This is a genomic window from Phreatobacter sp. (genome assembly GCF_016793595.1).
GTDB lineage: Bacteria > Pseudomonadota > Alphaproteobacteria > Rhizobiales > Phreatobacteraceae > Phreatobacter.
Window position 1 is genome coordinate 48903 of sequence record NZ_JAEULY010000013.1, and the last position, 14101, is coordinate 63003.

The following is a 14101-nucleotide window of genomic DNA, read 5'->3' on the forward strand; positions in this document are numbered from 1 at the left end:
CCCGGAGAAAACGAGGCAACAGGCCGATATCGCGAGGCTCCATCCTGCCGGCACATTAGCCGGACAGGGCACCGCTCGTCGACCTTACCACCGGAGGGGCGGACGCCCCGGAACACTGTTGCCAACCACCCCCTCCCTGCGGGCGGGTCAAGCCTCTATGTTCCGCACCATGACTAGCATCATTAAGGTTTCCAAACTCTCAAAGCGCTACGCCACCGGCTTCTCGGCGCTGAAGGATGTCAGCCTCGACATCCGCAAGGGCGAGATCTTCGCGCTGCTCGGCCCGAACGGGGCGGGCAAGACGACGCTGATCTCGACCATCTGCGGCATCGTCCGCCCAACGGAAGGGCAGATCACCGTCGGCGGGCACGACATCATCCGCGACTACCGCGCGGCGCGCTCGATGATCGGGCTGGTGCCGCAGGAGCTGACCACCGATTCGTTCGAATCGGTCTGGGCCACCACGTCCTTCTCGCGCGGCCTGTTCGGCAAGGGCCCGAAGCCCGCGCTGATCGAGCGAATCCTGAAAGATCTGTCGCTGTGGGACAAGAAGGACGCCAAGATCATGACGCTCTCGGGCGGTATGAAGCGGCGCGTCATGATCGCCAAGGCGCTGTCGCACGAGCCGGACATCCTGTTCCTCGACGAGCCGACCGCAGGCGTCGATGTCGAGTTGCGCCGCGACATGTGGCAGCTCGTGCGCCGTCTTCGCGACGAGGGCGCGACCATCATCCTGACGACGCACTACATCGAGGAGGCGCAGGAGATGGCCGACCGGGTCGGCGTCATCTCGAAGGGCGAGATCATCCTGGTCGAGGACAAGGCCGAGCTGATGCGCAAGCTCGGGCGCAAGCAGCTCACCATCCAGCTCCAGTCGAAGCTCGATGTTATTCCGGATGCGCTTTCGGCCTACGGGCTGGAACTGGCCGGCGAGGGCGCCGAGCTCGTCTACACCTACGACACGCAGGCCGAGCGCACCGGCATCACCGCCCTCCTTCAGGCGCTGGCCGAGGCCGGCATCCGCCTGAGGGACCTCCAGACGCGGCAGAGTTCGCTGGAGGACATTTTCGTCACGCTCGTCAGCGACAGGCATTGAGGCGGCCATGAACTTCCACGCGATCAAGGCCATCTACCTGTTCGAGATGGCGCGCACCTGGCGCACGCTCTGGCAGAGCATCGTGTCGCCGGTGATCTCCACCTCGCTCTATTTCGTCGTGTTCGGCGCGGCCATCGGCTCGCGGATGACCGAGATCGGCGGCGTGCCCTATGGCGCCTTCATCGTGCCGGGACTGATCATGCTGTCGCTGCTGACGCAGAGCATCTCGAACGCCTCGTTCGGCATCTACTTCCCGCGCTTCGTCGGCACGATCTACGAGGTGCTGTCAGCGCCGGTCTCGCATTTCGAGATCGTCACGGCCTATGTCGGTGCTGCCGCCACCAAGTCGATCATTCTCGGCCTGATCATCCTTGCTACCGCTGGCCTGTTTGTGCCGCTGAGGATCGAGCACCCGGTCTGGATGCTGGCCTTCCTGGTGCTGACCGCCGTGACCTTCAGCCTGTTCGGCTTCATCATCGGCATCTGGGCCGGCAATTTCGAGCAGCTGCAGTTCGTGCCGATGCTGGTGGTGACGCCGCTGACCTTCCTTGGCGGCAGCTTCTATTCGATCGATATGCTGCCGCCCTTCTGGCAGACGGTCAGCCTGTTCAATCCGGTCGTCTATCTCGTCAGCGGTTTCCGCTGGAGCTTCTACGGCGTCGCGGACGTGAGCATCGGGGTCAGCCTCGCCATGACGCTGGTCTTCCTGGCACTCTGCCTCGCGATCACCGAATGGATTTTCCGCACCGGCTATCGCCTGAAGAACTGACCGGACAGCTTTCGTGACGCGAAAGCCGGCCGAAGCCGCACGATTGTACCGCCCGCCGCGATTCCGCCATTGCCGTGAAACATGGCGACGGTGATAACGGTGCGGGCCGGAAACAGACGGCCGATAGGCAGGCACCTTCGTTCAAGGCTTCGGAGCTGACGATGACGGCCAGGCGGACGGGCAGGAATCTGGTGGCGGGCGTTCTGGCGGCGGTGCTGGGCGCAGGGCCGCTCCTGACGCTCGACGCGCAGCCGGCCCTCGCGCAGTTCGACATCGGCGCGGGCATCCGCGCCCTCGGCGGGTTGAGCGGCGGAGGCGGCGGCGCCGCGGCGCGGCCGGGGCAGCAGCAGAGGCGACCCACCGCGACCGTTCCCCAATCCGGCCGGCGCGGCACCGCCAACGTGCGGCCACAGCGCGGGCAGCGCCCCGTCGAGACCGAGCAGCAGACCCAGCAGGGCGGATTGCCGGCCGCGCTCGGCGTGCTCGCGCCCGTTGCGATCGGCGCCATCGGTGGCGGAGCGCTCGCGCGCGTGCCCGGCATTCCCGGTGGCGGCGGCCGCGGCATCATTCCCCCGGGTATTCCCGGCATTCCGGGCATCCCCGGCGGCGGTGGCGGTGGCGGCGGGCGCAACGCGATCATCGGAGCCGCCGCAGCGGCCATCGCCGTGCCGGCCATCCTCTCCATCATCGAGAATGCCCGCGCCAATGCCGACGCGGGCGGCGGTGCCGTTTCCAACGAGCCACCCGGCCTGCCGCCGCGCAACGAGCGCCGCTTCGTCGCAGGCGAAGTGCTGTTCATCATGGCGCCCGACGCGCCCAGGGATGCGGTGCGCCGCGTTGTCCGCCGCTTCAACCTGACGCTGATCGAGGAGGTGCGCTCGGAGATGCTCGGCACCTCGCTCTACCGCTACCGGGTGCCGAACCGCCTCACCGTTCCCGCCGCGATCCGCGCCATGCAGGCCGAGGCCGGCGTCGCCTATGTGCAGCCGAACTATGCCTTCGACCGTCCTGAATTCCGCTTCAAGTTGGAAAGCGCCAGCAATGCGCGGGCGAACGGCCAGCGGCTGCAATATGTCGTCGATGCCCTGCGCCTGACCGAAGCGCATCAGATCGCGCGCGGTGAACGGGTCGCCATTGCGGTGATCGATTCCGGCGTCGATGCCAACCATCCGGAACTGCGTGGTCGCATTGTGCAGAGCTACGACGCGGTCGGCGGCCAGTTCCGCGCCCACGAGCACGGCACCGGCATGGTCGGCGCCATCGTCGCCAACAACCAGCTGCTCGGCGTCTCGCCGCGCGCCGATATCTACGCCGTCCGCGCCTTCGCGCCGGGCCAGACCAACGGCTCGACCGGTACCAGCTTCCACATCATCAAGGCGATGGATTGGGCTATCCGCAGCGGCGCACGCGTCATCAACATGAGCTTCGCCGGCCCGCGCGACCCGATGATCGCCCGCGCGATCCAGGTCGCCGCCGACCGCCGCATCGCCATGGTCGCGGCCATGGGCAACGGCGGGCCGGACGCCCCGATCGCCTATCCGGCGGCGGATCCGAACGTCATCGCGGTGACCGCCACCGACCAGGAGGGCCGGCTCTTCGCCGCCGCGACGCAGGGCGATCATGTCGCCGTCGCCGCGCCGGGTGTCGAGATTCTGCTGCCAGCGCCGCGCGGCGGCTACCAGATCTCGTCGGGCACCTCGGTCGCGGCCGCCCATGTCAGCGGCGTCGCGGCGCTGATCATCGAGCGCAATCCGGAGATCGATCCGGCGACCCTCCGCCGCATCCTCACGGCCACTGCCCGGCAGGGGCAGACGCCCGACCCGAAGCTCGGCGCGGGCGTTGCCGACCCTCTGCTGGCGTTGACGACGCCAGTGCCGGCCGCGCCGGTCGCTCCGGCGCCGTCCGACGTGCCCATGGCGACGGCGCCGCCCCTCCAGCCGGGATCGCGCGCCGAGACACCGGCCCCGGTGCCGGCGCCCGCCCCGGCGACGGTCAGCCGGTAGGGCTCCGCCGACCGCAATCTGCCGTCTCGCGCGACATGCCTCGTGTCGCTATCCTGGCCCGCCCGGTGCATCGGGGGCGGGGGCAGTCACGGGGCGATGGTCAGGTTCATTCACAGCAGCGACCTGCATCTGGGCAAGCGCTTCGGCAATCTGCCGGAGGATCTGCGCGGACGCCTGCGCGAGGCGCGCCACGCGGTGATCGACCGGCTCGCCGCGCGCGCCCGCGAGCATGGAGCGACGGCGGTGCTCCTGGCGGGCGACACGTTCGACACTGAAACGCCGGCTCCCGACGTGCGGCGGCAGGCGCTGGCGGCGATGCGCCATCACGCGCCGCTGCGCTGGATCGTGTTGCCCGGCAACCATGATTCGCTGCAGGCCTCCGAGCTCTGGCGCGTCCTGCGTGCCGAGGCGCCTGACAACGTGATCCTCGCGACCGATCCCGCCCCGCTCGCGCTGGAGCCAGGCGTCGCGGTCCTGCCCGCGCCCTGCACGACGCGGCGGCCGGGCCGCGATCTCAGCGCATGGATGGACGCGGCTGCTACCGGCGAGACCATCCGCATCGGGCTCGCCCATGGCGCGATCAGGCAATTCTCCGAGGAGGCTGCCGCATCGGACGTGATCGCGCCGGACCGGGCGGGACGCGCCGGCCTCGACTATCTCGCGCTCGGCGACTGGCACGGCGGCGTCGCGGTCGACGAGCGCACGCGCTACAGCGGTACGCCCGAGCCCGACCGCTTCAAGCACGACGAGCCCGGTTGCGCGTTGCTCGTTGCAATCGCGGCACGCGGGGCAAAGCCCGAGGTGACACCGGTGGAGACCAGCTCCTTCGACTGGCGGACGGTGCCGCTGCACCTTCTTCCCGCCGACGACGGCGCGGCCATGCTGCCGGCGCTCCTGCCGCCGGGACCGCGGCGGCGGCAGACCCTGCTGCGCGTCGCCGCCACGGGACGGACGACGATTGCCGCGCGGGCCGCGCTTCAGGCGGCGGTCGCCGAAGTGGCTCCTGAATTCGCGCTGCTCGACCTTGTTTCGGAAGACCTCGCCACCGAGATCGAGAGCGACGACCTCGACCTGATCGACCGAGCGGGCGCGCTGCGGCAGGCCGCGGAGACGCTGCGCGCCGAGAGCCTCGACGTGGCGCGTTCCGCCGCTGAGCGGGAGATCGCGCGGGCGGCGCTGATCCGGTTGTTCTCCTTCGCCCAAGGGGCTGCATCGGGGGCCGCATCGTGAAGATCACGGCCCTGCGGCTGCACAATGTCCGGCGCTTTGCCGGGCGCGGCGTCGCCATCGAGGGGATCGACGATGGCGTCAACGTGCTCAGCGCGGCGAACGAGCACGGCAAATCAACCAGTTTCGAGGCGCTGCAGGCGCTGTTCTTCCAGTCCCATTCCGGGGCGGGCAAGGAAGTGAAGCGCCTTCAGCCCTATAGCGGCGGCAATCCGCTGGTCGAGGCGGACATCGTCATGCCCGAGGGGCGCTTCCGGCTCACCAAGCAGTTCATCGGCGGGAAGCGCGCGACGGTCACCGAGCTTGGCAGCGGCCGCCTCGTCGCGCAGCAGGACGAAGCGGAGCAGTTCATCGCCGAGTTGGTGCGGGGCGGCGCCTCCGGGCCGGCGGGTCTGCTCTGGGTGCGGCAGGGTGTGACCGGCATCGAAGAGCGAAGCCGGAGCGACGAGGAGGGCGAGCGGCGGGTGCGCGAGAGCCTGCTGACCTCCGTGCAGGGCGAAGTGGAGGCGGTCACCGGCGGCCGACGCATGTCGGCGATCATGGAGGCCTGCACCGAGGAACTGGGGCACATCGCGACGCCGACGCTGCGGCCGAAAGCAGGCGGCCCCTATGCGGCGGCCGTGGACGAACTGGAACGTCTCCGGGCGGCCGAGGCGAAGCTGAAGCGCGAGGTCGACGATTTGCGGACGGCGCTCGACCGGCGGGCCGAGGCCGCAAGGCGGCTTGCCGAGCTGGAAGCAGCCGACGAGATCGCCGCCCGGCGCGCGGCGGTGACCAGGGCCGAGGCCGCCATCCAGCAGGCGAGAAGCCATGGCGAGGCGCTGAGGACGCGCGAGGCCGAGGCGGCACTTGCGAAGTCGCGCTTCGATGCTGCGGAGAAGGAGCTGGCCGACTATCGCGCGTTCCTTGCGCGGGTCCGGACACTGGGGAGTGAGTTCGCCGACGCGGCGCAGCGGCGCGATGCCTTGCGCGGCCGGCGCGCCGAATGTCAGGCGACAATCGACGCCGCAGCGGCGGAGGCAAAGCTCGCCGAGGCGGAACAGCGCGAGGCGAGCAGCCTGCTCGCCCGGCTGGATGCGGCGATGCGGGCGCGACAGGCGGCGGAAATCCTGCAAGGCCGGCGTGATCGCCTCGCCCAGGCGGAAGCGTTGCGCCGGACGCTGGAGGCTGCCGAGGCGGCACTGGCCCTCGTCGTTCTGCCGGCGGACGCCGTCGACCGGCTGCAGAAGCTGGAGATCGATATCGCGCGGCTGCGTGCGGCGGAGGCGGCAAGCCTGCCTTCGGTGCGGATCGACTATGACGAAGGCGTCGCGCCTTCCGTGCTCGCCGATGGAGCGCCGCTGGCCGGGGGCGAAGATCGGAGCGTCGCGGATAGGCTCATGCTGACCTTGCCGGGCATCGGCGCGATGACGCTTCGCTCGAACCGCAAGGCGGGCGAGGGCGAAGCGCTGGCGAAGGCCGAGGCGAAGCGGAGCGAGCTGCTCGCCTCGATCGGTGTGGCGGATCTCGTGGCGGCGCAGCGTCGGCAGGCAGAGGCGCGGACCAAGGCGGGTGAGGCGGAGCGCCTGCGCATCCAGCTCGACCATCTGGCGCCCGAGGGATTGCCGGGGCTGCGGGAGGAGATTGCCCGGCTGGAGGCGGCCGCGCCCGAGGCGATCGAGGTCAAGGGCGATCCCGACGCGGCGCGCGAGGCCCTTGCCCGCGCCGACCGGCGTGTCGCGACGGCCCGCAATGCCGAGCGCGAGGCCGGCCCGGCCCTGAGCCGCGTCCACGAAGCGGCGACGGAAGTGGAGGCGTCCTTTGCGTCGATGAGCGGCGAGATGAGCCGGCTCGACGCGCTGCTCGGACTCGAACCGGACAGGGCTGGCCGCGAGCACGATCTTGCCGCGGTGCAGGCGGAGCGGCAGGCCACGTTCGAAATTCTGGACCGTGAGGTTGCGGCCTTGCGCGAACGCGCGCCGGATCTGTCATCGGTCGAGGCGGCGCTCCAGCGGGCGAGGTCCGCCGAGAGCGCGGCGACCGGGGAGGCGGGCAGACTGCGCGAGGTGCTTGCCGGGCTGAACGGCCAGATACGCACGCAGTCGGACGAAGCGGTGGAGGAGACCTGGCAGGAAGCGAAGGAGGCGCTCGAGGTGGCCGAGGCGCGGGTCGGGGCCTTCGAGACCGAAACGGCCGTATTGAACCGGCTGAAGACCGCATTGCAGGATTCACGTTCGGCGGCGCGCGATCTCTATCTCCAGCCGGTCCTCACCGAATTGCGGCCGCTGCTCGAAATGCTGTTCGACGACGTCGCTGTCACCTTCGACGAGAAGACGCTGTTGCCGCAGGCGATCAGCCGCAACGGGCAGAAGGAAGATATCGACCGACTGAGCGGTGGCATGCGCGAGCAGCTGTCGATTCTGACGCGGCTGGCCTTCGCGCGCCTGCTCGCGCGCGACGGGCGCGCGGCGCCTGTCATCCTCGACGACGCGCTGGTCTATTCCGACGACGACCGCATCGAGACGATGTTCGACGCCCTGCACAGGCAGGCGCGGGACCAGCAGATCATCGTCTTTTCCTGCCGGCAGCGGGCCTTTTCCAGGCTCGGCGGCAACGTGCTGCATATGGTGGACTGGCAGCCGTGAGGCCGGCATCGGCTACCCGGCAGAAAGATCGGCCGAGGGCTTGATCCTCTAGTGGCTGGAGGATGTACGGACCTGTCATCGGGTCGCCGTTTCGCGGCTGATCATGCTTGCAGGCGAGGCCATTTCGATGACGCAGAACCAGGAAATCACCCGATTTCGTGTCGGCGGCATGGACTGCGCGTCCTGCGCGGCGAAGATCGAAACCGCGGTCGGCCGGCTGCCGGGCGTCGATGCCGTGGCGGTGTCCGTGATGGCGGGCTCGCTGGCGGTGACGCATGACGGTTCGGTCGCCAGGGATACGGTCGAGCGGCAGGTGAAGGCGCTCGGCTATTCGGTCGGACCCGTGGGTGGCTCCAAGGAGCGGCCGGCGGTGGATCATGATCACGCGGGCCAAGATCACGCGGGCCAAGATCGTGCGGGCCAAGATCATGCGCGTCGCGACCACACTGACCATTCCCACGACCATGCCGGCGGCACGCACGACCATTCCGGCCATTCCCATCTCGATCTCGGCGACGGCCCGTGGTGGAAGAGCCGCAAGGCGCTCCTGACGATGGGATGCGGTCTGGCTCTGGCCGCCGCCTGGCTGACCGGGCAGGTGGTGCCGGCCATAGGGCACTGGGCTTTCGTCGCCGCCATGGCAGCCGGTCTCATTCCCATCGCGCGGCGCGCCCTTGCTGCGGCGCTCGCCGGCATGCCCTTCACGATCGAGACGCTGATGACCATCGCGGCCGTTGGTGCGGTGTTCATCGGCGCGGCCGAGGAGGCGGCGGCCGTCGTCTTCCTGTTCCTCGTCGGTGAGCTGCTGGAAGGCGTCGCAGCGGGTCGAGCCCGCGCGAGCATCCGCGGTCTCACCGCCCTCGTTCCGAAGAACGCCATCGTCGAGGAGAACGGCGCGACGCGCGAGGTGCCGGCCGAGACGCTGCAGCCGGGCGTGGTGATCCTCGTGCGGCCGGGCGACCGGATCGCGGCGGATGGTGAGGTGGTCGACGGCGAGAGCGCGGTGGACGAGGCCCCGGTCACCGGCGAGAGCGTGCCGAAGCGCAAGCAGAAGGGCGATGCCGTTTTCGCCGGCACGATCAACGCCGACGCGGTGCTGCGCGTGCGCGTTACGGCGGCGGCCGAGGACAACACCATCGCGCGCGTCGTCAAGCTGGTCGAGGAGGCGCAGGAGAGCAAGGCGCCGACCGAGCGCTTCATCGATCGCTTCTCGCGCTACTACACGCCGGCCGTGCTGGTCGTCGGCGCGCTCGTTGCGATCATTCCTCCGCTGTTTCTCGGCGGCGTCTGGTCGGAGTGGATCTACAAGGGCCTCGCGGTCCTGTTGATCGGCTGCCCCTGTGCGCTGGTCATCTCGACGCCTGCCGCCATCGCGGCTGGCCTTGCGACCGGCGCGCGGCGCGGCCTCCTGATGAAGGGCGGCGCGGTGCTGGAAGGCCTGCGCAACGTTACCACGGTGGCGCTCGACAAGACCGGCACGCTCACCGAGGGCAAGCCGGTGGTGACCGACATTGTCGGTTTCGGCATTGGCGAGGCGGAGGTGCTGTCACTGGCGGCGGCCATCGAGACGGGGTCCAGCCATCCGCTGGCGCTTGCCATTCTGGCGCGTGCCAAGGCCGACGCGGTGCCGGTTCTGCCGGCAAGCGAGGCGAAGGCGGTGGCCGGCAAGGGGGTCGTCGGCAATGTCGGCGGGCGCTCTGTGTTCCTTGCCTCGCCAAAGGCTGCGGAGGAAGCCTCGCCGCTGACGGCAGAGCAGACCGCGCGCATTTCGGGCTTCAACGACGAGGGCAAGACAGTGTCGGTGCTGCTTGTGGATGGTCGGCCCGTCGGTCTTCTCGCGATCCGCGACGAGCCGCGCGCCGATGCGGTCGCGGGTCTCAAGGCGCTGGCCGACGCCGGTATCAAGGCGGTGATGCTGACCGGCGACAACGAGCGCACCGCGCGCGCCATCGGCGGCAAGCTCGGCATCGCGGTGCGCGCCGGTCTCCTGCCCGAGGACAAGCAGCGCATCGTGCGCGAGCTTCAGCAGCAGGGGCAGGTTGTCGCCAAGGTCGGCGACGGCATCAACGATGCGCCGGCTCTGGCGGCCGCCGATATCGGCATCGCCATGGGCGGCGGCACCGATGTCGCGCTGGAGACGGCGGATGCCGCCGTCCTGCACGGACGCGTCGCCGACATTGCCGGCATGATCGACCTGTCCGGTCGGGTGATGCGCAACATCACGCAGAACATCGTCATCGCGCTCGGGCTGAAGGCGGTGTTCCTGGTCACCACCATCGCCGGCATCACCGGCCTCTGGCCGGCGATCCTCGCCGATACCGGCGCGACCGTGCTGGTCACGCTCAATGCGCTGCGGCTGCTGGCGGTGCGTTCCTCGTAAGGGGACGCGCTGCCCTCACGCCGCGCCGGGATAGTCGGGATCGCGCAGGAACGGATAGGGGCCCGGGGCTTTCTCGACATAGACGGTGTGGGTCACCAGTCCCGTGCCTTCGATCCACTTGTGCAGATGGAAGGCGGCGGGCTCGAAGTTGAAGTGCGGTGGCATCGTGTCTGTCAGGTCCAGGACTACCTGATGCGCGACGCTCGGGGCGACCATGGCCAGCGTGCCGGCGAACAGCGTCTGGATGGGCCGGTGATGGTGGCCGGCGAGGATGCGGACGATCTGCGGATTGCGCCTGACGATGGCCTCGAACTCGGATGCGCCCTCGATCAGGTTGATGCGGTCCATGTGATGCAGGCCGCAGGCGAAGGCCGGGTGGTGCATGGCGACGATGGTCGGCTTGGCGCTGTCCTCGGCGAGCTTTTGCTCCAGCCAGCCGAGCCGCTCGGCGCAGAGCCGGCCGGCGCCTGATTTCGGCAGCACCGTGTCGAGGCCGATCATCCGGACGGGGCCGAGGTCGGTCGCCCACTGGGCGAAGCTCGGCTCGTCGGAGAGGCCAGGATAGTCGGCCAGCACCTGTTTCAGGTTCTCGCGACGGTCGTGGTTGCCGGGGATCAGCCAGACGGGCATCGGCAGCCGGGAGAGCATGCGCTTCAGGTTTTCGTACTCGGCGATGAGGCCGTTGTCGGTGAGGTCTCCGGTGATCAGCACGAGATCGGGCTGCGGGTCGAGTGCCAGCACCGCGTCGATGGCGCGTTCGGTCAGCATGTTGGTCTCGGCCGTGCGGTAGGCGGGCAGGCCGACCGGGCGGACGTGCAGGTCGGTGAGATGGGCGATGAGCATGGCAATCCTCGTCAGGGTTCGCCGGCTGCCTAGTGCCCGCTCATGACAGCCGGACGACGACGGCGGGCGCGCCTGCGCCGTCATGTCGATGTCGCGCAACGGTCTGCGAATTGTCATGTGATTGTTGCCGATCTGTCGTCGAAGCCACGTAACCGGACCCCATCAGGGAGTTCGGGATTCATGGCAGGCATTGTCCTCGACCGGATCGAAAAGGCGTTTGGTGAGACGCGCGTGCTGAAGGGCGTGTCGTTGGCCTTCGACGCGGGCGCCTTCGTGTCGCTGGTCGGCCCGTCGGGCTGCGGCAAGACCACGCTGCTGCGCATCATCGCGGGACTGGAGCGTGCCGATACCGGTGCTGTCTCCATCGCCGGGCGCGACGTGACGGGCCTGCGCGCGGCAGACCGCGACGTCGCAATGGTGTTCCAGAACTACGCGCTCTATCCGCACATGACGGTGGAGCAGAACATTGCGCTGCCGCTGGTCATGCGCCGCCTGTCGGCGATCGAGCGAGCACCGTTTCTTGGCCGCCTCGTATCCGGCACGGGCGAGCGCCGCGCCGCGATCAAGGCGGAGGTCACGGAGGCCGCAAAACTCCTCTCCATCGATCACCTGATGCAGCGCCGTCCCGGCCAGCTCTCCGGCGGCCAGCGTCAGCGCGTCGCGCTCGGGCGCGCCATCGTCCGCCACCCCAAGGCCTTCCTGATGGACGAGCCGCTGTCGAACCTCGATGCGGCTTTGCGCCACGACATGCGGCGCGAGCTTGTCGACCTGCACAAGCGCGTCGGCGTGACCACGGTCTATGTCACCCACGACCAGGCCGAGGCGATGACCATGTCGGACCGCGTCGCGGTCATGCTCGGCGGCAACGTGTTGCAGTTCGGTTCGCCGCGCGAGGTCTACGAGCAGCCCGCCACCATCGACGTTGCGCAATTCATCGGCTCGCCACGCATCAACATCCTGCCCGGCGAGGCTGGTGCGGAAGGGCGCATATCGGTTGCCGGTGTGCCGGTCGATGCGGTGGCGCCACGCACCGCGGGCAAGCTCGATATAGGCGTCCGCCCTGAACACCTCGCTATTGCCGACGAAGGCATTGCCATTGTCGTGCGCCATGTCGAGTTCCTCGGCGCCGAAATTCTCGTCTATGCCCGCGACACGCGCGCCGGCACGCACCTGACCGTGCGGCTCGATCCGCAAGCGTGGGAGGGTGCGCCGTCCCACGAAACGCTGACCGTCGCACCGCAGCCGGGCCGGTTGCTAGCCTTCGACGCTGCGGGAAACCGGGTCGGCCTGATTGGCACGGAAACAGCCGCGCAGGTGCAGGCGCATGTGCCCACGCGCCGGGTGCCGCGCTATGTCTGACGCAGCCCTGCCTGCATCGCTCGCGCCTTCATCGACGTCTGAGCGCGCCGGCCATGGCGAGGCCTTTGCCGCATGGCTGCTGACGCTGCCGGCCATCCTCGCCTTCGTGCTGATGCTGCTGGTGCCGACGCTCGCGGTCGTCGCCATCGCCTTCACCGATTACGAGCTCGGCGCGCCGGCGCTCCGCACCATCGGCCTCGCCAATTTCGCCGAGCTGATGGAGGATCGCGGCTTCGTCACCTCGTTCCGCAACACCGCCTTCTTCGTCGCGGTGACGACGCCGGTCTCGATCATCGGCGGGCTCATGCTGGCGCTGCTGATCGAGAGCGGCACACGCGGCCGCGCCTTCTTCCGCGCCGTGTTCTTCCTGCCGGTCGTGTCGCTGATGGTCGCGATGGCGACCGCCTTCCAGTACATGTTCCACCCGACCATCGGACCTGTGAACGCAGCGCTGCGGGCGCTTGGGCTCGTCGGCCCGAACTGGCTCGGCTCTTCCGACAGCGTCATGTGGACGCTCGCCATCATCGGCGTCTGGGAGCAGGTCGGCTTCAACATGGTGCTGTTCCTGGCGGGGCTCACCGCCATTCCGCGCGACCTCTACGCGGCGGCGGAGGTGGACGGCGTGCGCTCGGCATGGTCGCGGTTCTGGACCGTGACCTGGCCGCTGCTCGGCCCCACCAGCCTGTTCGTGCTGACCATCACCATGATCCGCTCGCTGCGCGTCTTCGACATCGTCGCGACGCTGACGCAGGGCGGGCCGAACAAGGCCTCCGAGGTGCTGCTCTACACCATGTACACGGAGGGCTTCACCTTCTTCCGCATGGGCTATTCGGCCGCGATCACCGTGGTGTTCCTGCTCGTCGTGGTCGTCCTCATGCTGCTCCAGACGCGCGTCCTCGACCGGCGCGTCCATTACGGGTGAGACGGTCATGAACCCCGGATCCCAAATGCCCGGCTCGCACGACCGCAGCCTTGCCGCCGACCTGCCGCGCCTCGTACTCCTGAGCGTGCTCGGCCTCCTGTTCCTGATGCCCTATATCTGGATGGTGTCGGTGTCGCTGAAGCCGCTGGACGAGGTCTGGCGCGCGTCGATGTCGCTGATCCCCGAGACCTTCGCCATCGACAAGAATTATGGTCGCGTGTTCCGCGAGGTGCCGATCGGCCGCTACCTCCTCAACGGCGCCATCGTCTGCTTCGGCATCCTCGTCTTCCAACTCGCCTTCGCCCTGCCGGCCGGTTACGCGCTGGCGAAGCTCAATTTCCGAGGTCGCGAGACGCTGTTCGCCTTCGTGATGCTCGGCCTGCTGATCCCCGCCCACGTGCCGGCGATCCCGCTCTACATCGCCTTCGCGCAGACCGGCATCCTCAACACCTACGCCGCGCTGATCGCGCCCTCGACCATCTCGGTCTTCGCCATCTTCATGTTCCGCCAGTTCTTCCGCGCCATGCCGGACGAACTGATCCAGGCGGCGCGCATGGACGGGCTCGGGGAATGGTCGATCGTCTGGCGCATCATCGTGCCCAACGCCTGGCCGGCCGCGACTGCCTTCGCGATCTTCTCGGTCGTCGCCCACTGGAACGACCTGTTCTGGCCGCTCATCGCCGTCTCCGGCAAGGGCGAGCTCGCGACCCCCGCGCTCGGCGTCATCTACTTCCGCACCGAGGAGGCCGGCGACGATTTCGGCGCGCTGATGGCCGCCGCGACCATCACCACCATCCCGCTGGTGGCGGCCTTCCTCCTCGCCCAGCGCCGCTTCATCGAAGGCATCACCATGACCGGCCTCAAGGGTTGAGGCCGGT

10 protein-coding genes are annotated in these 14101 nt (G+C 69.0%); 9 read left to right on the top strand and 1 reads right to left on the bottom strand.

Translation table 11 applies throughout. The features are described from left to right. Positions 1 to 169 precede the first annotated feature (169 nt). The 6 genes from JNK84_RS13955 (at position 170) to JNK84_RS13980 (ending at position 10099) form a co-directional block, all read left to right on the top strand. On the top strand, positions 170 to 1096 hold the full coding sequence (locus tag JNK84_RS13955) for an ABC transporter ATP-binding protein (RefSeq protein ID WP_293425001.1): 927 nt from the start codon (positions 170 to 172) through the stop codon (positions 1094 to 1096). Positions 1097 to 1103: 7 nt separating this feature from the next. Further along, positions 1104 to 1865: an ABC transporter permease gene (locus JNK84_RS13960; protein WP_293425002.1), complete on the top strand. Its 762-nt coding sequence runs from the start codon at positions 1104 to 1106 to the stop codon at positions 1863 to 1865. Between the two features lie 161 nt (positions 1866 to 2026). Then, a complete protein-coding gene (locus tag JNK84_RS13965) occupies positions 2027 to 3868 on the top strand; it encodes a S8 family peptidase (protein ID WP_293425003.1) in 1842 nt (613 codons plus the stop codon). 96 nt (positions 3869 to 3964) lie between these two features. Then, the gene (locus tag JNK84_RS13970) at positions 3965 to 5098 is read left to right on the top strand and encodes a metallophosphoesterase family protein (RefSeq protein ID WP_293425004.1); all 1134 of its coding nucleotides are present in this window, start codon (positions 3965 to 3967) and stop codon (positions 5096 to 5098) included. Continuing rightward, positions 5095 to 7719 (top strand): AAA family ATPase, encoded by a 2625-nt coding sequence (locus tag JNK84_RS13975; RefSeq protein WP_293425005.1) that lies wholly within the window; start codon positions 5095 to 5097, stop codon positions 7717 to 7719. The genes JNK84_RS13970 and JNK84_RS13975 overlap by 4 nt, the downstream gene beginning before the upstream one ends. Before the next feature lie 127 nt (positions 7720 to 7846). Next, positions 7847 to 10099, top strand: a complete 2253-nt coding sequence (locus tag JNK84_RS13980; RefSeq protein WP_293425006.1) for a heavy metal translocating P-type ATPase — start codon at positions 7847 to 7849, stop codon at positions 10097 to 10099. Between the two features lie 15 nt (positions 10100 to 10114). On the opposite strand, the gene JNK84_RS13985 is transcribed toward JNK84_RS13980, so the two are convergent. After that, positions 10115 to 10942, bottom strand: a complete 828-nt coding sequence (locus JNK84_RS13985) for a phosphodiesterase (protein WP_293425007.1) — start codon at positions 10940 to 10942, stop codon at positions 10115 to 10117. Between the two features lie 180 nt (positions 10943 to 11122). Between JNK84_RS13985 and JNK84_RS13990 the strand changes: the two genes are divergently transcribed. Genes JNK84_RS13990 through JNK84_RS14000 form a run of 3 tightly spaced genes read left to right on the top strand, consistent with a single transcriptional unit; the run spans position 11123 to position 14094 of the window. Then, positions 11123 to 12301: an ABC transporter ATP-binding protein gene (locus JNK84_RS13990; protein WP_293425008.1), complete on the top strand. Its 1179-nt coding sequence runs from the start codon at positions 11123 to 11125 to the stop codon at positions 12299 to 12301. After that, positions 12294 to 13223 (top strand): carbohydrate ABC transporter permease, encoded by a 930-nt coding sequence (locus JNK84_RS13995; RefSeq protein WP_293425009.1) that lies wholly within the window; start codon positions 12294 to 12296, stop codon positions 13221 to 13223. The genes JNK84_RS13990 and JNK84_RS13995 overlap by 8 nt, the downstream gene beginning before the upstream one ends. Positions 13224 to 13230: 7 nt before the next feature. After that, on the top strand, positions 13231 to 14094 hold the full coding sequence (locus tag JNK84_RS14000) for a carbohydrate ABC transporter permease (RefSeq protein ID WP_293425010.1): 864 nt from the start codon (positions 13231 to 13233) through the stop codon (positions 14092 to 14094). The last annotated feature ends 7 nt before the right edge of the window (positions 14095 to 14101 follow it).